Genomic DNA, 24,158 nt, shown 5'->3' with positions numbered 1-24,158 from the left:
GTATATCTACCTAGTATACCGTTATCGTGATATGGAGAAAGCGTAATGAGTACACTATTTCCCCATTTTGGAAACGGATGTTACTTACATTCGTATCTAACCGGCCTACCTATCAACGGTGATCAGGTTTAGACCTGTTTATATCGCACTAAAAATTTGAAGACACAGTGTTATTCATCGAGGGTTAACGATTGGAGTTCTTCAAGTCAGGATTACTTTTATATAAAAAGTTAAAAGCCTTGGAATAAACTAGAAATTAATTATAAGTTAAAATTAAAAAATTGAGGGTTCAATGAAGTTAAACAATGCCTTGCTGGCCATTTTATCGCTCACTTCTTTCGTCACGTTTGCGAAAACGGAGTTAACGGTTAGCAGTCAATTAAAGAGCGTAGTTGATGATTGCGCTAAAGGATTAATAAACGAATACGACATTCCGGGGTTGGCTGTTGCAGTAACGATTGATGGCAAGCGTTATTTTTACAATTACGGTTTTGCTGACGAAAGTAAGGGGAGTTTAGTCACCAACGACACAATTTTTGAACTCGGTTCTATCAGTAAAACTTTTGCCGCTACTTTGACTGGGTATGCCCAAGAAAAAGGTAAGCTAGACATGGATGACAAGGTCAAAGATTATATTCCAGAATTAGAGAATAGTGCTCTGGGTAATACCAAGCTAGTTCATGTCGCCACCTACACTGCGGGTGGTCTACCATTGCAATTTCCTAGCGAAGTAACGAACGACGCTGAAATGATGCAGTACTACAAAACGTGGAAACCGGAGTACGAAGCCGGTACTAAGAGGAAGTACTCAAACCCTAGTATTGGTCTATTTGGCTACATCGGTGCCTTGAGTATGAAGTCAGACTATACGGAAATGATGGAAACCGTCATCCTGCCTGAGCTCGGTATGACCAATACCTTTGTCGATGTACCAAAGGATAAGCTTAATAACTATGCTTTTGGTTATAGTTCTGAGGGAAACCCCGTTAGAGTTAATCCAGGTATTCTTGATGCGCAAGCCTATGGTATTAAATCAACGAGCTCAGATATGCTTCAATATATCGAAGCAAATATGGGGCAAGCGCAACTGAATAATGATATGGAGAATGCGCTAGAGCAAACTCACATTAAGTATTTTAATACCGATACATTTACGCAAGCAGTAGGGTGGGAAGGTTATGATTATCCCGTCTCACTTTCACAATTATTGAAAGGTAACTCCAGCGACGTAATTCTCAACGCTAAACCGGTTCAAGCAAGTGAATCCGGTACTCTCGGTCGAGACATTTGGTATAACAAAACGGGCTCAACAGGTGGCTTTGGGGCATATGTCGCGTATGTACCCTCTGAAAAAATAGGCATAGTGATTCTAGCGAATAAAAACTACCCTAATGCCGAAAGAGTAGAGGCTGCTTACCATATTATTAGCTCAGTGGTGAAGTGAATTTTAGTGGTAATAGGCACTACGTAATTATTAGAGTTTATTTAGATACATACTATCTGCAGTGTTTTATTCGATAGTATTTATAGGAGTATTCATGAAAACTAAGCATTGGTCTAAGGTGACTTTGCTACATGAAGTTGTTACGAACCCAAATATAACGATTAAAGGTAAACATAGTTATTACAGTGATTGTTGGGACGCCGGTTTTGAAGAGTCTGTTGTAAGATATCTACAAGGCGATGAGTTCAGCCGAGATTGGGAACCAAAATGGAAGATTGATAAGTTACATATAGGTGATTTTGTCTGTATTGCAGCGGAAGTTGTGATTGTTATGGGGGGAAACAGTACACATAGAGCTGATTGGTTCTCCTTGTACCCATTTATGGACTTTATTGAAGAAGCGTACGTCGGGAAAGGAGACACTCATATTGGCGATGGCGCCTGGCTCGGTATGCGATCCATGATAATGCCGGGTGTGACTATCGGAGAAGGAGCAATCGTTGCGGCAAACAGTGTGGTGACGAAAGATGTTGAGCCTTACAGCATGGTTGCGGGTTCACCAGCTAAGCATGTCAAATATCGCTTTTCTCGAGAGACGATAGACGAACTGCTTGCTCTTAGGATATATGATTGGCCTGATAAGAAAATCGACAGCCTGAAGAGATTTTTATGTTCAGACGATTTAGAAGGGCTGAGAAAGGCAAGCGCTGAATATGATAGAAACCATTCAGTATCATGACAACGTCACCATTTAAAAAATCAGAAAGAGGCCATTGTTGGGCCTCTTTGTATTAAATATCTAACCAATACAATGAGTAATCATTTTATTCTTTTATTGATTTTTTATGTGAATATGATAATGGCGCGCACCACTTGCGTTCAAGAACAAGAGGACAACGTGTTTGGTAAAGGGGAAACCGATGGAATATCGGGAAACTATAATTATTAAGAGCCGCATGTAGCGGCTCTTTTTGATCCTGAAATTGGTTAGTGCGACAGACTACGAAGCGCTCAGAGGGTTACGAGGACTCGCTTCAGATAAATGAAGAAAGAGCGAATCGAAGTGGCTGTTGTTACCTGTTTGACTACTTATACCGTTGCCATTCCGCTGTTAATTCCGCTTTTTCTTTTCTCGCTGCAATCAGCATTTCTATATTTACGTCAGTGTTTGGGTGCCTTTGAATGTATCGCTCGTAATCAACCGGAACACCATTGATGTGCAGTTCAAGATGTAAATGCGGCCCTGTTGTTCTTCCTGTGTTACCCGTTTTCCCTATCACTTGTCCTCGGCTGATCTTCTCACCAACATGGACGTTGCGCTGAGATAAGTGTAGGTAGCGTGATACAGAGCCATTTGTGTGGCGGATATTAATGTAGTTGCCGGCAAAACGGTTGTAGCGGGACTTTAAAACGATGCCATCTGCAATACTACGAATCGGTGTACCTACAGGTGTGGCATAATCAGTGCCTAAGTGCGGAGTCGTTATATTGGTCACTGGATGTGTTCGCTTTAAGTCATAGTCAGAGCTCACTCTGTAGTTTTTATCAAAGGGTGAAGAAAACATGAACTGATTATTTATCGACACACCATGCTCATCAAATACGTTGCCGTGACCATCATTGATAATAAATAAATCAGTTTTACTGCCTAAATAGTAAAAAGAACTAATGTAAGTTTCATTTTTACTATTTAATTTAGTTCTTAAGATAAAGTTATCACCTCTTTTAATAGAGTCAATAATATTAAACTTGCTTTTGATCAGTGCTAATAGCAAGTTGATCTCTTTTTGACTCACTCCTGATTTTAATAATGAAGCGACAAAAGAGTATTCAACCACACCGATAGTGATTTTTTGCCTACGAGTATTCTTTTTAATTGGTGGCTGCACATTCTCACTTTCGAATTCTAAAGGCTTGATGGTAGGTAGCCTATCCACAGGAGTGAGGAAGTAGTGAGAAAGCGATACGCTAATCAATATGATTAACGCAGTAGTGATAAGGGCTACGGTAGGAGCTTGCACACTCCTTTTTATTATTAAAATAGTCATTAGTTTTGTTGGTTTATCAATACTGACAGTTGTGCGTAGAGTATAATATTTTAAATAAAAACTAGCATTAAAGCATGAGTAATTCCTCTGTTTTAACTAAGTTAATAATTATAGGATGTAAAAATAATTTTAATAATTCAGTCAAAGTGACGGTTGGCTTGGTGTTTATGCCTATTTTGTTGGTGTTAATGTCACGTTGAGAAAATATTTTTCAATAATATAATCTCGGGAAAATATATTTTGCCAAATTACTATGTTCGCTAAAAATACGCTGAAATTAACATTAGGTCTTACGCTTACATCTCTTTTATTGAGTGCATGTGGTGGTGGTGATGGAGGAGACAACACACCTCCAGCTAGAAGCAAAGGAAGCATTTCCGGTATGGTGTTTGACGCCCCAGTCAATGGCGCCAAGATTGAGGTTTTCGAGTTCAAAAATGGAAACTTAGGTCGGAAGTTGGCTAACACTACGTCTGATGCCTTCGGAAACTATCTGCTAGAGTTTGAATCGTCGTCAATGCCTCTTTTTGTTGTTGCAAAAGAGGGGAGTTATACCGATCCGTTTACAAATGAAACGGTATCTGTGAGTAATGCGAAGACACTTAAATTTGAAGGTGTTGTGAACTTTAAAGAGGGGAGTGAGCAAAAGTTAATGCTTACTCCGCTGTCGAACTTGGCAGCAGGCTTGGCAAAGTACAAAATTTCTCAGGGGGCCACAGATAAGAGTGCCTTTTCAACCGCTTTGGATAGTATCAATAGCATGTATGGGTTTGACGTAAATGAGACCAAACCTATTGATATAACCAAAGGTGGGCAAAGCAGTTTTGCTAGTGCTGGGCATCAATACGGCGCTTTATTAACTGCATACTCGTCTTACTCTTACGATCTTATAAAAAAATACGGCAACAGCGATAACGTCTACACTTCAATGCATTTCGCCGACATCCAATATCGGGATGTTATTGCAGATGGTGTTCTTGATGGTCTTGAAGTGAGCAAGACTTCAGGAGCAGTGACTCCCCTCAGCTTTGGACAGAAAAAGATAAACAGCGACGTTTACACACGTGACTTATCTCAGCACGTTTTGATCGTGGTAAACGACCCAAGTATCAATATTTCAGGTACTGATGCTGCCGACTATGTCGACTTTAGTAAGAAGCTTAATGACTTAGGTACATATGGCAGTACAGATGGCGTCATTCCTCCGCGAGATGGGACGGAGATTGATACCACAGCGCCTATCGTGACACGCATTGACCGTGATGTACTTGCTGGCACCGATAAAGTTGATCTAAAAATTGTTGATGATATCGGTGTAGAAGACGTATCCGCCTTTATTCAGTATCAGATTAATGGCTCTTGGTCTGGTGAATTTCAATGTAACGACATACAAGATTTTGGAAGCACATTCTGTTCGGTTGAATTTGATGATTTTGAAGTTGGCCTTCGAGAGACCAACGTTAAAGTTAACATTAATACCAAAGAGATCGATAGTGTAGATATGAACCCTGCCACAGGGCTCTCAAACGTAACAGCAGCACGGTTAGTCTTATATACAGCGGATGTACTGGGTAATGAGTTAACTCCAGGCAGCCATTCGGGTCTTCATATCAACTTTGAATGGGATAACGATGCGCCTGTTATCGATATTACATCGGCGAGTGCAATTAATAACCAACTTAAAGAATACGTTCTGAAAGGGGTTGTAAAAGAAAGCTCGCAAGAGATTAGTTCGGTCAGTATTTCATTTAAAGATGGCTTACATGAGGGCGTCACATGTTCTCCTGTCACTGTAGAGTCTGGAAATGCTTGTGAGTTTAGTAAGGCTTACCCAACTGATGAATTCCTATCTACGACGGTCTTTGAGGTTCGAGCTAAGGATAGCAAAGGCAATACGGGCTCTGCGCAGCATGCAGTAAGTCGTGACGATCAAGCGCCAGCACAGACGATAACCTATCCTGAAGGTACGTCAATGACGTACGTAAATGTGGGTTTAGATGGTGAACGAACCACTTACGATGGTATCTACTCTCAAGATACGTACACCCCAGACAATGTTCAAGCAAGCCGCGATTTCCTGAAGATTGACTATGCGTACGCAAGTTTAGGGATTCAGAACTCATTAAAAGGGATAGATTTTAGTAACTTCAACGCTAATTTATTGAAAGAGAATAAAATCCCTTATGTTCGTGTGAAAGTTTCAGACGTAAATACCGATACGGTTTTAGGCTCCAACGCTAATAAGCTTAAGCTCGTCGTCAAGTACTACGTAAGCCAAAACAACGATAACAACTACTCACTTCAGCAAGTTATTGACACAACCGCATCCGATGACGATTACATCGCAAAAATTCCGCACGAAACGCTGTTAGATAGCAATGGGCGAGTAGAGGATGTCATTTATTACATTCCATTTGTAAGAGATATTTTGGGTGACAGCTTTAAATCGGTATCAGAAAACAGTAGTCAAAAGTTAGTCATTCAAACCGTCGATGAGTCTGATAACGAAAGCACTCCAAGAGAAGTATATTTTAGAAGTAGCTTTGACCTACCAACCATAAAAGTGGTGACACCATTTATTGGTGCGCGAGCTCAACTTGAAGGGTTGAGCCCAAGTGGTGAATTCACTTCACTTGCGAGTTGTACCACTATCCAACAATTGGAAAGTGACCAATCAATGGCTCTTGACGTCGCGAGTTGTGAAACCACAACTGATGTTGTGAATTATGACTTCATGCGTGTTCGTTTAATTGGTATCGAAGGCAGTGAGCCATACTATTACCAATGGAAAAGAGATCCAGGGACCAAGAAAGTAACGGTTGACTTAAATAAGGCCAATATTGGTGTGTATTTTAAGCTCAAAGGTTCTCAAACTTACTATATTACTGAACTATCGACATATCAGACTGGTTTGTTTGATTTCCAGTGGGATCAAGTGACAGCGGGAGAGAAAACTTCAGAACGTGCGATTGAAATTCTTGATGAGGTGCGCTACGCGTTATCAGGTACGAATAACAACTCATTCTTTGGGTTTGACCCAACGGTTGTGTCTTATGCAACCAATGAAATGCTTACGACTAAAGCGATTCCAGACAAGCCATCAAATGACTATCTACACCGATTCCTTGTTGAAGCAATTGATAGTATTGCCGAGAGAATGCCAAGAAATAACTCATTAGATTTTGCATCTGCTATTTACGATGATTTTAGCTACGATGGAAAAGCAAATGGTGTAGGGGCAGGAGGAAGTCAAGTTACGCTCGATTCTTACACGTTTGGCGCTGAAACTTATCGAAAAGATCTGGCGCAATCCTATTATGAAATCATGGCGAGCAAATACGGTATTGAGACCAATATCGCGCAGCTCTATGCTGATGATATTTCGATGGCTAATCCTGACTTAAATGGTAAGAACATTTTTGATACAGAGGGTAGCAGTATCGATACCTTGCCTCCGCAGCCAAAATTAACCATTGAAAGCGGTAGAGAGACGATGGTTGGTAATAGGCTTTATATCGCTGGCGAGGTTGTTTCTAAAATTGTCCTAGACGATCCTTCTGGTATTGTAGGAACCGACGCTCACGGCCCGAAGTTTAACACGATGTGGTATCAAGCCAATGAGCCAAATATTGAAATACCACTGGACATCAACATCGTAGAAAACTCAGACAGCAGCAATACTTATCGAAAAGAGTACTTCTTCACCCTTAACTCCCAGTCTAGTGAACTAAAAGATATTATAGAGTTTGCCGTGGAGACCAGTGCTATGGACCCACATGGCAATGCGTATGGTTACAATGGTAAATCTCCGTTTATAGAATCGGTGTTTATTGATAACGACTTCCCTAAGGCCAGTTACCTTCCACCCAATGATGTCGATGGTAAACCTGTAGAAAACGGTATTTATTTAAATGCGAACAATACTCATGAATTAACCTTCAAGGTTGAGGATATTGTTGGTGATAAGCTTGCCTCGAGGGGCCTTGTTTTCTACCAGCAAACCGGTGAAAAAGTAACATACACACCAGAAAACTTTGCAAGTAACTCGAAAGACGCGTTTAAAGTCAAACTATGTACGGGCGAGATTTGTTCAAATCAAGGCTCTACGATTTATCCTGGTGATGGAGATTGGTTAGTTGTTGCAGCAGCAGAGGACAACTTAGGTAACTCCGTTTCAGAGTTAACTAGCACCGCTCCGAGATTCAATATTCGTATCGACTCTGAAGCCCCTATTGTAAAAAGTGAGCAGGTTCAAAGCCGTTTAGGTGGTAATAACCAATGGGCACCTGTCATTGATTGGGGGACGTTAAGCTCTGGCAATAACGTAAAAATAGATTTGCGCCGCGGATCTGGTCAGGCTCTGACATTAGAAAGCTGTGACCCTCTAACAGATGCGTGTGACGTACCATACCTAGTTGGTGAACAGCCTGACGTCAAAGTCCAACTGGTTTCAAAAGCATTTGATTACGATGAATGGAATGAATTTTACGTCACTGCGACGGACAACGCTTACCCTGCCAATGTTAGTACAACAGGGAAATTTACCTTCCAAGTCGATAACAAAGGCCCTGAAATCATCCTAAATACGCCTTGGGTTGAAGACACATTGTCTAAAGAGAACTATGTCATAGGGCGTGAGTTCAATGTGCGATTTAAATCCGTAATAGACGATTCAGACCTTGAGCAAGTCTCGCTGTATCAAAGTGGTAAAGATTCGCCAATTAAGACAATTGTGCCAACGGATTCATCTAAAGAGTTTGTCATGTCTCTTATCAAGAGTGACACAGATAAAATAGACATTTCTGAAGATGAAAAAACAACGTCATTGTATGTAAAAGCAACCGATATTTATGGTTTTGAGTCTAGTTCTAACACGCACAAGGTTATTCTTGATCGTGATGGACCAACATTAGGATTAAGTGGTTTCAATGCGAATGACTACTACTTAGGTAACTATGTCTTTGACCTAACGGCGCTAGACCTAAATGCAAACGGTGATGTTTCAATTAATGGTGTCAATCGAGAAAGCCTAGAGTATTGGACGTTTAGCGATCTGGAACCATTACCTGGCTCTCCCGGTACAAAAATCAATGAGGATCTCAAAGTGAGCCTTGGTGATTTAGGTACGGGTACACACAAGGTTCGTTTAAAAGGGTCTGATGTTCGTGGCAACACAACCTTAACCAGTGATGAGCAAGATTTTACCGTCAAAGTGTACAACTCAATCCCGCAGGTGACGCTGGCGATGAGTTACACGGATGGAACGCCAATTACAAACAACACCATCTATCAAGATGGAAATATCGTACTGACGCTTGATATTGTTGATGATAGTGGCGTTGATCGAATTGACTCAACTTATAGATTCTCTGGAGAGCAAAACGGGACTAACTTTACGTTCTCAGAAACCGCAGATGGCACTTGGACTGCAACGTTGCTTTCTACACAAATTGCCAAAGATGGTAATTATGAACTTGATATCAAAGTTTATAACAAAGTTCGTTACCTTGATGAAAAAGACCGAAAGGTTGGAAAAGTAAACCAAACCTTTAGCGTACAGCGTGAAGGCGTGGTTCTAACAGTTGAAAGCCCGCTGGACTTCCAAAATTACTTATCTGATGGTGTTCTTGATGTCACCTTTACTACATTGAGTGCGGTCAAAGCCAAAACGTTAGAGTGTTGGGTTCGTGAAGAATACAACTCTCTAGATGCGCCACCAACTAATGAGCAACCAACTTCTGGTGTTATCAACGTATCGCAAGAACCTTACAGTTGTAGTGTCAATGTTGGGCAAAACATGACCAAAGCACCTGTTACTTTGATCACTAAAACCTTGGGTACAAATGGGCGTGAAACGATCAACAAGTTCAATTTCTCGATGGTGGATATTGATGCACCGACAGTCGTAGATGGTAACTCATACAGTTTTAAAGGAAGTGATGTTTGGTTTGATGAAGCTTTGAAGAAGAAGATGCTCACATTTGAGCTCTCTTTCAATGATGCTTTATCAGGCGTGAATACCGAAAGTTCAGATGAATATCCAAAGTTGGTTCGTAATCTTGGCAACAAAGCTTATACACCAACGACTTGTGCCAAAGGTGTTGGAAATATCAAGTGTACGTATTCTGAATCCTATGCCGATATTATTGATGGCCTGAGTACAACTCAAGAATACAAAATCAAGAACTTATCTGATTTAGCAGGAAACTTGACGCCAGAGCACGATCTACTGCTTGAATTACCTAAAGGTTCGGTAGTCGTTGAAATTACAGATCCGGTTGGAAACACAACCATTAATGGTCAGCAGCTTGTCGCCAAATTCAGAATTAAGCTGTATGAAAACTCTAGACTAGACAATGTGATGGCCAGGTTTGGAACGGAATCCTACAACTATAAAGATAATCCGGAGAAGTTTGCACAATTAGAGGTGTGTGCAGATGATCCAACCTACAAGTGTTCAACATTTACAAGTGAACTTCCTAGCGATGCGGATGGAAAAACGATCAGGACAACGATTACCGCAACGGATGTGTGGTCGAGAGTCGGTGAAGCGACCGTTGATATTAAAGTTGACAACACACCTCCAAGTGTTGGCGATGAGATTATCGTAACCGAATCGCCAACAAATCCTGATAATGTTCGTTTTCGTTTTGACATAACGGACACCGGTAGCAGCCTGGCAAAAGTAAACTACTCGGTTTTAAACCCGAGTTATCAAGAAGAAAGAGTAGAGGATGGGAATGGTTCATCTACGTACTTTGAACTACCGAAATCTCAGTTAGAGGGGCGTGGTTCAATCACAGTAGACATCAAAGCGACAGATAGCGTCGGACTGTATTCTGATATCAGAAAAGTCATTGATATTAGTGTTCCTAAAGTCACGGTTGATTTCGATGGAATTACGAGTTTGCAGGGTGGGAAACTGTTTTTAACCAAGGCAAGCCAGCCGTTTACGGTATCTACGGTGGAAGGAGAAAGAGTGAAAGCTTCACAATATTCTGTGGAGCTTATTCCAAGCCTCGGTGATTCCTTGCGTTACTTAGGTGATGTTATCTCATCTAGTGGTAATGGAATGATGAACTTTGCCGTCGATAACCAAGGGTCATATACCCTTAAGGTGACGGTGACGGACTCAGTTGGAAGAGAGAATACAAGCTTTGAATTACTAGGAAAAAGTTATGATGGAAAGGTTATCGAGTCTATTGTTGATTATGACGCTCCAAGTATTTCGGGCTTAAGTGCTAATCAAGCCTCTAAGGTGCCGACAAACGATAAGTATCAACTAGAAATTAGTGCATACATTACAGATAAAAATTTAAATCTCGTCACGTCAAAAGCGGTGAGTGGTGGTAGCACAGTGGCTCCTCAAGCGATTACTGAGCCGACAACTGAAGCGGGGCCTTATGTTATAAGCTATTTGTTACCGAAAGGCGATCATACGATCACGGTGGCAGCAACAGACAAGGTGGATAACAAGAGTGAAAGTTCTATTGATGCGCATGTGGAAGCGGCAACCGTTCCCGGGCTAAGTATCTCTACCGCCTCAAGCGCCCCTCTTTTTGGAGGTGAAGAGATTACACTTACGTTTAACTTTACAGAAGAAGTTACGAACTTTGATATCTCAGATGTCCATCTTGTCGCTAGTGATAACGGCGCAACAGGAACGTTAAAGCAAGATACGTGGTCCACTTCAGACAACGTTACGTGGACGGTTAATTACATCAGTCCAGAAAAGCAAGATAAAAACATAACAATACAGGTAGAGGACGATAGCTACCAAAGTACCAACACCATTCCTGGAAAAGGAAGCAGCTTAAGTATCGCGGTTGAAGGAACCTTACCAAAACTAACCAATGTGACATTTAACCCCGAGCATCAGAGTGCGGGTCAAAGCGTGAATGTATCGCTTGAGTTTGACAAAGAGATCCAAGAGGCGACCGCTACGCTTGGCGGCAATCGCATTAGTTCTCTGTCAGCAACGGCAGATAAAAAGGTCTGGGTTGGTGATGTACAAGTTCCGAGCACCGCGCTGTTAAGTGTCGACTTGGTTGTTAGTCAGTTTAAAGATTTGACTGGCAACATAGGTGAGGATAACACCGCTCACGAATTGCCAATCACGCCAACCTTAGCTATTACGCCAGTGGGCAATGTGGATGAAACGCATGCCACCAAGCTACAATTCGAAGGTACGTCGACACGTTTTGATGGCCAGTCCCTGCGTCTTGAAGTGAAAGCCCAAGGCAGCGCGACGGTACTAAAAAGCAGCAGCGCGACAGTACAAGCCGGTGGCACTTGGACCAGTGACGCGATTGATATGAGTCATCAAACCAATGGCACTTATACCGTGATGGTGACGGGGACGAACTCAGCGGGTATTGAAGTGAGTGAAAGCCAGAGCTTTACACTGGCGCAATCTCTGCCAACACTGACTAACGTGACGTTTACGCCTGAGCACCAAGCCATCGGCCAAAGCGTGACGGTGACGCTGGAATTCGATAAAGATCTGCAATCCGCCGCAGCGGAGTTAGGTGGCACGACGATCACTTCATTAGTGGCAACCGCGGACCCAAGTGTTTGGACTGGTGATGTGGTGGTACCAAGCACGTCAGAGCTGAATGTGACGTTGCTTGTTCGTGACTACCAAGACTTCTCAGGGAATACCGGTAGCCAGAACACGGCTTACTCCATGCCGATCACACCAACCTTAGCTATTACGCCAGTGGGTAATGTGGATGAAGCGCATGCCGCCACGCTACAATTTGAAGGTACGTCGACACGTTTTGATGGTCAGTCCCTGCGTCTTGAAGTGAAAGCCCAAGGCGGCGCGACGGTATTGAAAAGCAGCAGCGCAACGGTACAAGCCGGTGGCACTTGGACCAGTGACGCGATTGATATGAGTCATCAAACCAATGGCACTTACATCGTGATGGTGACGGGGACGAACTCAGCGGGCATTGAAGTGAGTGAAAGTCAGAGCTTTACACTGGCGCAATCTCTGCCAACGCTGACTAACCTGACGTTTACGCCTGAGCACCAAGCCATCGGCCAAAGCGTGACGGTAACGCTGGAATTCGATAAAGATCTGCAGTCCGCCGCGGCGGAGTTAGGTGGCACGACGATCACCTCATTAGTGGCAACCGCGGACCCAAGCGTTTGGACTGGTGATGTGGTGGTACCAAGTACGTCGGAGCTCAATGTGGCGTTGCTTGTTCGTGACTACCAAGACTTATCAGGGAATACCGGTAGCCAGAGCACGGCTTACTCCATGCCGATCACGCCGACCTTAGCCATCACGCCGGTGGGCAGTGTGGATGAAACGCTTGCCGCCACGCTACAATTCGAAGGCACGTCGACACGTTTTGACGGCCAGTCCCTGCGTCTTGAAGTGAAAGCCCAAGGCAGCGCGACGGTACTAAAAAGCAGCAGTGCAACGGTACAAGCTGGTGGCACTTGGGTCAGTGACGCAATGGATATGAGTCACCAAACCAATGGCACTTATACTGTGATGGTGACGGGGACGAACTCAGCGGGCATTGAAGTGAGTGAAAGCCAGAGCTTTACACTGGCGCAGTCTCTGCCAACGCTGACTAACGTGACGTTTACGCCTGAGCACCAAGCCATCGGCCAAAGCGTGACGGTAACGCTAGAATTCGATAAAGATCTGCAATCCGCCGCAGCGGAGTTAGGTGGCACGACGATCACCTCGTTAGTGGCAACCGCGGACCCAAGTGTTTGGACTGGTGATGTAGTGGTACCAGACTCGTCAGAGCTGAATGTGGCGTTACTAGTTCGTGACTACCAAGACTTATCAGGAAACACCGGTAGCCAGAACACGGTTTACTCCATGCCGATCACGCCGACCTTAGCCATCACGCCAGTGGGCAATGTGGATGAAACGCATGCCGCCACGCTACAATTCGAAGGCACGTCGACACGTTTTGACGGTCAGTCCCTGCGTCTTGAAGTAAAGGCCCAAGGCAGCGCGACGGTATTGAAAAGCAGCAGTGCGACGGTACAAGCCGGTGGCAATTGGACCAGTGACGCGATTGACATGAGTCACCAAACCAACGGCACTTACACCGTGATGGTGACGGGGACGAACTCAGCCGGCATTGAAGTGAGTGAAAGCCAGAGCTTTACACTGGCGCAGTCTCTGCCAACGCTGACTAACGTGACGTTTACGCCTGAGCACCAAGCCATCGGCCAAAGCGTGACGGTAACGCTAGAATTCGATAAAGATCTGCAATCCGCCGCAGCGGAGTTAGGTGGCACGACGATCACCTCGTTAGTGGCAACCGCGGACCCAAGTGTTTGGACTGGTGATGTAGTGGTACCAGACTCGTCAGAGCTGAATGTGGCGTTACTAGTTCGTGACTACCAAGACTTCTCAGGGAATACCGGTAGCCAGAACACGGCTTACTCCATGCCGATCACACCAACCTTAGCTATTACGCCAGTGGGTAATGTGGATGAAGCGCATGCCGCCACGCTACAATTTGAAGGTACGTCGACACGTTTTGATGGTCAGTCCCTGCGTCTTGAAGTGAAAGCCCAAGGCGGCGCGACGGTATTGAAAAGCAGCAGCGCAACGGTACAAGCCGGTGGCACTTGGACCAGTGACGCAATGGACATGAGTCACCAAACCAATGGCACTTACATCGTGATGGTGACGGGGACGAACTCAGCGGGCATTGAAGTGAGTGAAAGCCAGAGCTTTACACTCGCGCAGTCTCTGCCAATGCTGACTAACGTGACGTTTACGCCTGAGCACCAAGCCATCGGCCAAAGCGTGACGGTAACGCTAGAATTCGATAAAGATCTGCAGTCCGCAGCGGCGGAGTTAGGTGGTACAACGATCACTTCATTAATGGCAACCGCGGACCCAAGTGTTTGGACTGGTGATGTGGTGGTACCAAGCACGTCAGAGCTCAATGTGGGGTTGCTTGTTCGTGACTACCAAGACTTATCAGGAAATACCGGTAGTCAGAGCACGGCTTACTCCATGCCAATTACACCGACAATACACCTAGACGTTATCAACGATGTTACTGGAGTGGAAAGCGTGACAGTAAGTGGTAGCAGTGAACGATTTGAAGATGGTGAGTTCATAGATATTAAAGCAGTCGACGCTGATGGTACAGAAGCCACAGGCATGGCAGCCGTGCTTTCAGACTCATGGACAACTGATTTAGATCTTTCAGGACTGAAGGAGGGGGTAGTGACGATTTATGTAAATGGTACCAACAAGCTTTCCGCCTCTGCCGAAGAGGCTCAAGCAACATTTAACTATGATCGTTTCGCAAGTACAGCCTCCTTAGGTGCTGTTTACAACCGATATTTTAGTGATAACAAAACTTTAAAAAATGCGGCATAAATAAAGCGAGCGTTTAGCTCGCTTTATTTCTTTGGGACTTTTTGTGATATTTATCAAAATAATTGCCTTTATTGATAAGTTACTCGAATTAATGAATCGTCTTAATACAAGGCTGAATAACTATAATAACTAGGCCAATGTTGCTTTTAGGTGTGTATGACGTGATTGTGATGGTCGCTCGGCAGGTGCTGTGGTGAATGTGTCGCGTTGAAAATCTTTTTAAATATTATATATTTACGCTCGTTTCTATACTCTAAGTATAGTGTTCTGCATGAGGTCGATGGGTAATACCTCACCTCTTTAACTCGCGATGAAGCAAATTTAATCCTAGCAAGCTTCAGAGCAGTTACTTTTGTGAGTGCGTAATGCGCTCACCTTTTTATTTAGACTTCCTCAGTAACAGTCAATTTGTTGTTTGTTGCTGAGGAGGGCACCTCATAAACTTCTGAATTTCCTCGTGCTTACCTGAAGCGCACGTTACTACGATTTTTGTTAACTTCAGTCCATAAATTAAATTTTTTTAGATAGTAAGATTTTACCATTTTGACAGAGTGGGTGATGTTACTGGCTTTTATAGTGGTCAAATCGCATGTTTTGATAGCAAAAATGACCATTTTTTTGGTGTTTTTGATTTCGGGCGATTTTTCTATCTCTTTGAAAATAAATGGCTAAGTAAGTAGGATACGCAGACCAAATCGTACTTGTAAGCCTTATCAGCTTAATTGTCACCGCAGCCATATTTACGATGTTGGTTGTGGAGAATTCAAATGCATTTAGTTTGCAAATTTATACCTAGCTCGAAGCTATCCTCCAACGAGCTATCTTATGTTCTTACACCGGACGAGTGTATAGGACAGCTTTCGCGTTTGCGAAATTCAGATGACATCCTTAGAAACCTCCCTCAAGAATTGGCGAAAAGATTTCCATCTCTGCCAAAAAAACGACCAGCGCATTGCTAGCAGCTATAAGAATCGAATTGGGAAAAGGCAATTGGGTGTCATTATCTACCGTTGCTCGTCGGTCGCCATTGACGGACTCTCAGCTGCAAAGCTTCCCTAGACTTAAATCACTCGTTGACTCTGTATCTGCTTCGAATGAAAGCAAAGTTTTTAAAGCGGGTTACAAGCAGGTTACTGACGATGTTGCTCTAGTTCGCAGTTACACGCATGTACCTTCTGAGCCAAGCCCAGACCAAAAAATTGTTGTCGAGTTTGCAGGGCAGTGGTCTAGCAACGCGGCATGTTTGATGTTGGGTAAAACGGACGCTCAAAAAGAAAAAGTGACTGTAGGTAAGGCTGATACAGAAAACAAACACCGCAGCCTCGCGACATTTAAAGATCTCGAAGCTGAGGGCAAAACGCTCTATATCAAAATCCCTTGCACTGATCAGCCTCAGCCAATTTTGCTTAAACTCGCCGAAGATATGCAACCCGTTGATAAAGAAACTCAGATGGATGAGTGGGATAACGTGTTGGTGCCTGTACTACCTATGCTAGAGGGCCCAAATGGACATGAGTTGGTTGCAGAAGGTTATTTCTATGTAATCTGGAATAACAAAGTTTGGCGAGAGGTTGAAGTTACACCAAAAGGCTACTTTGCTGATGTCGATTTAGAGTACTACAGAAATAATGATCCTGAACCTTCGATGAAAACACGACATGTCAACATTGATGGGGCCAACCTTGTACCAGACTACTATATTGGCGAAGAAGCATTTGAGATTTATCAATCCGGTCAGAAAGTGTATTCGGGACATCTAAGCCTTGATCAAGGTGCTAGGGTATTCCGCTTTGTAGATGAGGAAGTAGATGTTGTTTTTCCAGAATTAGATATTGATCCTATCACTGTTAAAACGGTGCTAAGCCCTTATAAAGCTGGCAAAGATGGTTTGCGTATTGCGCAAGGCGTTCCTCTACCGCATATTTGGGTGCCATATAAAGTCGCGGGAAAAGCACAAGAATGTTATATCCATTACTCCGAGTTGGCTTTGACAAACACGGAACTGTCTGAGCTAGAGAGTGATCCTGCTTCAATTGCTAAGTCTCTTTCAGAGTTGCAAATATACTCCTCATCCCAAAGCTTTAATAATGCGGGCGAGAATATTATTCCAGTTTCTGGTACCACATCGACAGGCACTGGCAGTGGAATCATCAACGAACACAAAGAGAGCAATATCGCGGGGCTTAAGTTGGCTCCAAGAGGCGCATTGCCTTCTATACGTTACCTTCACGAGCCTTTGACAGATCAGCCGGACGATTTCTTTGGGCTTCGTAACATAGAACAGGATTGGATTCACAAATCGTACTTTCGTTCAGCAATGAAAGATGACGATGGTTATATGACGCTTCGGTTCGCATTCCCGCCGGAAGAGGTCAAGAGCGTCGATATTGTTCGAGGTGTTCATTCGAGCCTCTCCACCGGTAGCCAACGTCTTGTCGTTGTAGAAGAAAATGTACCCATTTCAGAATTGCTAGGTTAAACCATGAAGAAAATACTATTACTGTTGCTTGCTGCTTTATCGATAGCGGGTTGTAAAGATGACGGCCGCACTTACATTGGTGAACACAACTATTACACCATGGAGCCAAGTGAGATCTTTAAATCTGACTCTGCGACATACCAACAACGTGACTTTCCTCGTTACTTTATCCATCGCGCCAAAGAATGGCCAAGGGAAGACTTAAATGACGCGAGCTCTTACGATTTGCCACGCGTTCAGTTTACTTGGGCCAACTTATCAAACGACTCAGGCTATGAGCCAGACCCTATGTATAATGAATACGAAGGACGAACCAAAATTTGGAGTATGAAGACTGATGGCACCGATTTACGTTTGGTGACCGATTTGCCATGGCTTGGCGATGGTGACATAACTGTTGATAAAACCAGTCGCTCGCCAAACAATCGTTACGTTGCAGTCGGTTTTGGTTTGACTAACTACCTTTTTGATATCAAAAACCAGAAGCTGATTAAGCTGCCACATGATATTGAAGGCCCTTCCGGATTTTTATGGGCGGAAGATAGCAGCTACGTTTATTACCGCACTGGTAAGGTTGGTCGTGTGGTTTATAAGTGGGATATTGCTAAAGGTGAGGCGGAAAAGACCGATCTTTACATCAGTGATACTGGCTTCATAAAGGACGGGAAAAGATATCAGGTAAATGATTTTGCTGCGCTTATTTACGATGCAAATACAAATCAAAAAGCAAAAGCAGTTTTTTGGGATAAGGACTTAGCGACGAATAAATCAAAAGCGGATTATAAAGCCATAAGTCCAGAAGGGGACATTGTCTGGGCGGCTAATCGCAACTATCACAATGTGTTTGTCGTCGACCTAGCGAAAGGTAAACAGATTAAGCGTGATGGAGCAATGCAATATGCCATCGGTTTAAATAATCGTTTTTCGCTAACAAATTACAACGCGATGCTGATGTCGGTGCAGAAAAACCATACTAAACAAGCGTGGAGCTGGTCTCCATTGGGTTATGGGCGCACGTTAGATCCTGCAATTGTGTATAACCTCTCTGCAAATCATGGCAACTGGTTTAAGGAGGCTAAATAATGGCCAGAACCTACGATGATGAAATCTACTTATTTGGCGCTTTATTCTACAGCTACAATACGGATGAAGGTCGAATATTTGATTGGCATACAAAAGCTGGGTTTGGCGTAAATTTTTGATTTAAAGGCGAAAACTTCAGTTTCGCTAGCTCTGGTAAGGTTGGGTACTTTAGTGTCTGAAACGAATTGATGGCAATATAGATAGCTGAGCCGTTACGTTAGATTACAATAGCTCTAAAGGATTTACCCTGCAAACCGTTTTACGTTACCGAAGCTTTATGAAAGTCAAAAATAAAAGTGATCGATTCAGTGTATATCACCGTTTGCCCCCGTATAACAGTCGTCGAGCGTGAAAGACGGATAGGGTGGCAATGGTATATTCTACGTACTGGCGAAATAGGCATTGACTTCAATATAAGTTTGTATGTTGGGCTATCGAATGATGGCTTATGATTTAGTGGAGCAACATAGCTTGTCACCAAAGGACCTGTATCTCAAGTTACTATTGTGCTTCCGTAGTTAGCTGTAGAGTGTTGCAAGCACCTACTGAAGGCAGTCTTTTCTGGCTCCAGTGAGGCTTTATTACCTAGGCTCAGACGCAGACGTTTGTCTTCCATATAGAATATTCGAGCAAGATCACGGAAGTCCGGAAAGCGACTTATTCGCTAATATTTTAGTAAAACTGAAAGCTGAATCGTCAACTGATATAACGTAAAGTGTCTCATTTTTATGGGAGTACTAATGAATAGTTACGTTATTTTACATCGGGATAAGATTGCGGTGGCGATTGACCTAATGAGTGCAACATCGTCATCTGATATCAATAGGCTAAAAACGGAAGGCTTTTTCGTTGAAGAAGAAATGATTGATGCAAAGACAGATAGTGAGGCTATCAGAGTGTTTCAGTCTAGTGAAAGATGTCCGTGGAAGACTCTCCCTAGAAATAAAGTTCAATTGTGGTTGTTATACCTCTTTATTGCCCTTGGCGTGGTTATTAACGCCGCTGTTGGTGATTATTCTGAATTAAGAGAGGCTTGGGGCAGTACTGAGGTGTTACTTTACACCCAATTAAGTCTATTGGCTGCTATAGCGATGTGTCTAATTTATATGATTTCTAGATGTCTGAGAATACTGAAGGGACAAAATGATAAGGTCCTTTTAACTGATTAACCTCAAATTTTTGTCAACCATTCTTTGTCTGCGTCCCACAAGTCAGAGCTGGGAAATATACTCATATTTTTTAATCTGTTGGGGGCGTATTTGCCATGGCAACCCAATTAAAGAATGGATTAAGAATGAAAAAGAAAATATTACTCAGCTTGGGTTTGACGATTATAGTTGTCTCCGCTGTCGGCTACACCGCAACAAAATCCAACTTTGATGGAGCAATTTGTCGGACTAACTGGAGAAGCAATAATAGCTAGTTGTAACAAACGAATCGATAGCATTCCTTAAAAGTTACTTCCAGTAAATAAGATTTTAAAACAGAGTTCAAATGAATAATACATCAATCAAGCTTGCATGCCTTGCTTTTGCAGCAAGTTCATATGTCTATGCTCAAAATGAGCCGTTTGTTTATACCGATATTAAAGAGAAACGTGTATCCAGTGACACTGAAGGCATTGTCACCCATGGTTATACACCTGATGCGAGCATTTATTACGCATCTACGGTTGAAGAAGATGATAATGGTAACGTGCAAGTTCAAGGCGCGAGCTATATCGGAGACCCGGAATTCGACTGGGAAGTTGCAGACGGTTTCTATGCTTTTTGTGATGGCCATAAAGTGCAATTTGGTATCAACAAGTCATACATGGATTTCTACCTTAAAAATAGTGATTATTTGTTCACCTTTGGAGATGGAACTCGTCATTACTACCGTGTTGAGCATGGCGAAAATGCAGACCAGTACGCACCAACTATTGCTGCTAACAGACAATTTTTTCAACCTAAAGCGGCGTTCATTGATGCACTCAAAAGCAACAGTGCTGTGCATGTTGAGATCAATACTAAAGGTCAACTCAGCCAGATGACTAACGACTTTGACGATGATTTCCCTGTTAGTGGTCTCGCTGAAATGCTAACCCGCGTAATGAATCATTGCTCTGAAACTGCGCCTGAACTAGATATCACTTCATTGAGTAAGTCAAAGCAGTTGGTTGCCAAAGCTAAAGCGTTGACCAACACACGCTATTACGATGAGGCGAAAGCGTTACTAATTAAGGCATCTGAGATGGGGGACGGTGAAGCAAGTGCACTATTAGGCGATCACTATCAACTTTATGAAGAGGGCGATGCGCGCTGGAAATTGGCGCGTGAAGCAAGACGGTTGGGCGCAAAACAAGGTGACCCAGGCGCAATGTGCGCAGCGGGCGTTGACTATGTTCGCCTTGAACACAAGGACAGTGCCAATGGTGAGAAAGGCTTAGCTTTGTTACGACAAGCCGAGGCTAAGGGGGAAAGCTGTGCGTATTACAACTTAGGTTACATGTATTTAGAAGGCATGGTAGTTGAGAAAGATCGGGAGCGAGGGATTGAGTATCTTAAACTTGTTGCGAAAGAATCCGCATCAGCGCTGAACATGTTAGTTCAAGTGTACCAATACATGCCAAAAGAGCGTGATGCGGAAGTGTATCCTTGGGTCAAACTCATGATCGAAAAATATGATTTTGATATGAATATGAAGCCCATCATCTGTAACCGTAGCCCTGAAGTTTGTAACGAAGAGGATAAACGATAATGCTGTTATTAGGCTCGCCTTATAAAAAAGCCTTGTCATTAAGCATGACAATAGCACTAATGAGTCAGTGCTTACTGTTTTCATTGTCGGTATCGGCGACTCCATTCAATGACCTTGAGTTTGAACGTAATATACGTAATCGAAACGATGTGACGGCGCTACTAAAGGTAGATAAGAGCCCTTATACCGGGGTTGCAGAGTCTTTTTATGATAATGGGACTAAGCGTGCTGAGGCTTATTACTTAAATGGAAAGCAGCATGGACCAAGCTTTAGTTGGTTTGAAGATGGTCGCTTAGAATCAAAAAGCCATTGGCTTAATGGTAAGAAACACGGTACTGAACAAGAGTGGAAAATAGATCGTTCTGTTAAGAATGACCAAGGCCAGCCAAGCTATTACCTCGAAGAGCTCAATACCTATCAGTATGGTATTTATAACGGCAAACAGAAGTTTTGGCGTGAAGGTCGTCTTTATCGCGAGGTGCAGTATGTAAATAACAAATACCAAGGTGATAAAAAGCAATGGGATATTGATAAACAAGGCAATCGATATCTTTCTAGCGACGAACAATACGTTGACGGTACCAGAGCGGGGTTAAGTCGCAGCTACTTTGCTGATCATCGCCTCAAAGGAGAAGAGTATTTCAATCGCGGAAGGGAAGACGGCATGGTGCTCGATTATGATATCGACATGATTGATGGTGTTGCGCGATACAATGAGAGGTCTTTTTATTTTAGAGAAGACGGCAAATACGAAGGGATTAAGTGGGAACATTACAAAGGTAAGATTCGTTCGATATACAGTACCCGTGATGGGCAGAACTATGGTTTTATCCAAAGTTATAATCCTCAGGGTATATTACTGAGTATGAGACCGACGCTGACTGGCAAGTGGCTTCGATATCATCGAAACACGAACTTACTTTCTAGTGAGAAGTATACCTTTGGTGGTCACTTTGATGATTTGCAATATACCTGGTATGACTCAGGCAGTATTGAAACGATAGACCGCCTTGATATAAATAAAAAGGGACCTTATAAATCAGCTTATATTGGTATGGCTGAATGGTATAAAAATGGTAATCAAAAACATGAGATAAAAGCGACTAAGAATCCGGAGAGGTATTCAAAAACATCTTGGTACGGTAACGGGCAGATTAAAACACAAGGTATTATCGTTCGTGATGGCGAAATTGGTACACATAAGGCGTGGTACAAGGATGGCCAACTAAAGAGTGAACTAAGTTACGTTATTGAAAAGAATAGGTGGGGTAATCGGAGTGTATTGAATGGTGAAGCAAAGCAATGGTACAGCAATGGTCAACTGAAAGAGCAAGCTCACTATGTTAAAGGTCAGCTCGTTGGCAAGCAGACAAAATGGTTGGATGACGGAACGTTGCATTCAGAAAAATCATGGAGTCTGTAATCATAATGGATCTAATACAGAGTATTAAAAGCGTTTATATGTTGGAAGAGACAAGTATGTACGATAAAGCACGCCATTTTATTAAACATGGATTGCTGGCCTTGTGTTTAATTCCGCTGGTTGCTAATGCAGCTATTCTTGAATTTAAAGGTGAAAAAGAAATGCTTGCTTATGAGCGAGGTCATACAACACCTTTCACGGGCACTGACTTACAGTACTTTATGGATAAAGATGAGCCTGAGCAATCTTTGAATAAGCTTAGTGAAATCACCTATGTTGACGGTAAAAAGCACGGTGAAGAGAAGTTTTGGACTTATTCTGGTCGCCCTAAAATGTTGAATACTTATGAGCATGGTGTGTTGAATGGGCGCGCTGCTATCTGGTACACACACCTGATTAATCAGATGGCATGGGAAGGTCAGTATCTCAATGGTAAAAAACACGGATTAACCAAATACTGGGACACATATGGCCGTAAGCAATGGTTCATCAATATGAATCAAGGTGAGCGTCATGGGTTAACACAGGGTTGGGACGGTAATGGTACGCTGATATTCAGCGGTGAGTTCGTAAATAACCGACAGCAAGGTACGCAAACTTGGTATTACAGCAATGGCAAGCTGAAACAGCGAACTACGTTTACTGTCGGTGAATATAACGGTAAACATGAACACTGGTTTGAAAATGGCAACATTGCTGTCCAAGCCAAATATGTTAGTGGGAAGCTTGAAGGTCGGGAACGTTATTGGTATCCGAATGGTCAACTGAAAAGTGACGTGACATACAAAGACGGTCTTAAGCAGGGCAAAGAGTCAATTTGGTATAAAAATGGGCAATTAATGCGCACTGCTGAGTATCAAGCTGGTTTGAAACAAGGCAAGCAACAAACTTGGTACAAGAATGGTAAACCGCAGTCAACCAGCCACTTTACCCAAGGTGAGCTTAATGGTGAAGAACTACTTTGGACTGAAAACGGTGTAAAAACTCAGTTCGTCTACAAAGATGGAGAAGTCACTGAGTTTACAACGCTATAAACGATTTGAGTTTGTAAGTTTGAATGGGAAGGCTCCTCAGTTTTTACGCTTTTTAGTAGTAGGGACGGGTAAATAAACATCCTGTTTTTACTTCGATTGGATGTGTGATTTATAAACACCCTTTCAACTATACTGGTTGCTTATTGGAGTTTTGTTGCTTAAATCGATGGAATTAAATCAATAAGCTGCGATCTGAACGAATTCCAAGGATCGTCGTAGATTAATGCTTAAACCTCGAAACAAAACAGTTATATGGGACCAGTGTAATACAGCCCTAATCAACCTTTGCTCTCTGATCTTTTGGATTGATGAGAGCCATAGTCGAATGGAAGAAAAACAAAGAAGGAAAGTACTCTAGGCCCAATTGATTCAATGATTTAGCTATTGTTACGGTATTAATGTTCAATTACATCAAAAACTCAATTTACGACTAGCCTGAGCCGATCAAGGTCATCCTCTCACCAAAGCAAAAGCGCTTTGCTCAAATTGAAGCATTAGAATCGGATGCTGCTTTGCTAGATAAATCCAGCACG

General features: G+C 42.9%; 9 protein-coding genes and 1 pseudogene. 9 read left to right on the top strand and 1 reads right to left on the bottom strand.

Annotation, left to right across the window (positions count from 1 at the left end; translation table 11 throughout):
- Window positions 1-292 precede the first annotated feature (292 nt).
- Window positions 293-1,444 carry a class C beta-lactamase gene (ampC, locus tag R7M92_RS02050; protein ID WP_064369345.1) on the top strand — a complete coding sequence of 384 codons (1,152 nt, stop codon included), beginning with the start codon at window positions 293-295 and terminating at the stop codon, window positions 1,442-1,444.
- 94 nt (window positions 1,445-1,538) lie between these two features.
- Window positions 1,539-2,183: a CatB-related O-acetyltransferase gene (locus R7M92_RS02045; RefSeq protein WP_017635780.1), complete on the top strand. Its 645-nt coding sequence runs from the start codon at window positions 1,539-1,541 to the stop codon at window positions 2,181-2,183.
- 346 nt (window positions 2,184-2,529) lie between these two features.
- Here R7M92_RS02045 and R7M92_RS02040 read toward each other — a convergent pair whose 3' ends face one another.
- Entirely contained in the window at window positions 2,530-3,492 is a 963-nt protein-coding gene (locus R7M92_RS02040; RefSeq protein ID WP_262635999.1) for a peptidoglycan DD-metalloendopeptidase family protein, read from the bottom strand.
- 253 nt (window positions 3,493-3,745) lie between these two features.
- On the opposite strand from R7M92_RS02040, the gene R7M92_RS02035 reads away from it, so the two are divergent.
- From R7M92_RS02035 to R7M92_RS02005, 7 genes and pseudogenes are all read left to right on the top strand, one after another.
- Entirely contained in the window at window positions 3,746-14,866 is an 11,121-nt protein-coding gene (locus R7M92_RS02035) for a tandem large repeat (protein ID WP_318132578.1), read from the top strand.
- A gap of 767 nt (window positions 14,867-15,633) precedes the next feature.
- Window positions 15,634-17,345, top strand: a pseudogene (locus tag R7M92_RS02030) (hypothetical protein).
- A gap of 3 nt (window positions 17,346-17,348) precedes the next feature.
- Entirely contained in the window at window positions 17,349-18,428 is a 1,080-nt protein-coding gene (locus R7M92_RS02025; RefSeq protein ID WP_258508951.1) for a hypothetical protein, read from the top strand.
- Window positions 18,429-19,168: 740 nt separating this feature from the next.
- Window positions 19,169-19,597 (top strand): hypothetical protein, encoded by a 429-nt coding sequence (locus R7M92_RS02020; RefSeq protein ID WP_017635776.1) that lies wholly within the window; start codon window positions 19,169-19,171, stop codon window positions 19,595-19,597.
- A gap of 325 nt (window positions 19,598-19,922) precedes the next feature.
- Complete coding sequence (locus tag R7M92_RS02015; RefSeq protein ID WP_017635775.1) at window positions 19,923-21,167, top strand: tetratricopeptide repeat protein; 1,245 nt, start codon at window positions 19,923-19,925, stop codon at window positions 21,165-21,167.
- Window positions 21,167-22,591: a toxin-antitoxin system YwqK family antitoxin gene (locus R7M92_RS02010; RefSeq protein ID WP_053304432.1), complete on the top strand. Its 1,425-nt coding sequence runs from the start codon at window positions 21,167-21,169 to the stop codon at window positions 22,589-22,591. Before R7M92_RS02015 ends, R7M92_RS02010 begins: the two co-directional genes overlap by 1 nt.
- A 56-nt stretch (window positions 22,592-22,647) precedes the next feature.
- Window positions 22,648-23,625: a toxin-antitoxin system YwqK family antitoxin gene (locus R7M92_RS02005; RefSeq protein ID WP_315957079.1), complete on the top strand. Its 978-nt coding sequence runs from the start codon at window positions 22,648-22,650 to the stop codon at window positions 23,623-23,625.
- The last annotated feature ends 533 nt before the right edge of the window (window positions 23,626-24,158 follow it).

It is taken from the genome of Vibrio sp. Vb2880 (genome assembly GCF_033337975.1).
Lineage (GTDB): Bacteria > Pseudomonadota > Gammaproteobacteria > Enterobacterales > Vibrionaceae > Vibrio > Vibrio alginolyticus.
This window is presented reverse-complemented; position numbering and strand designations above follow the sequence as displayed.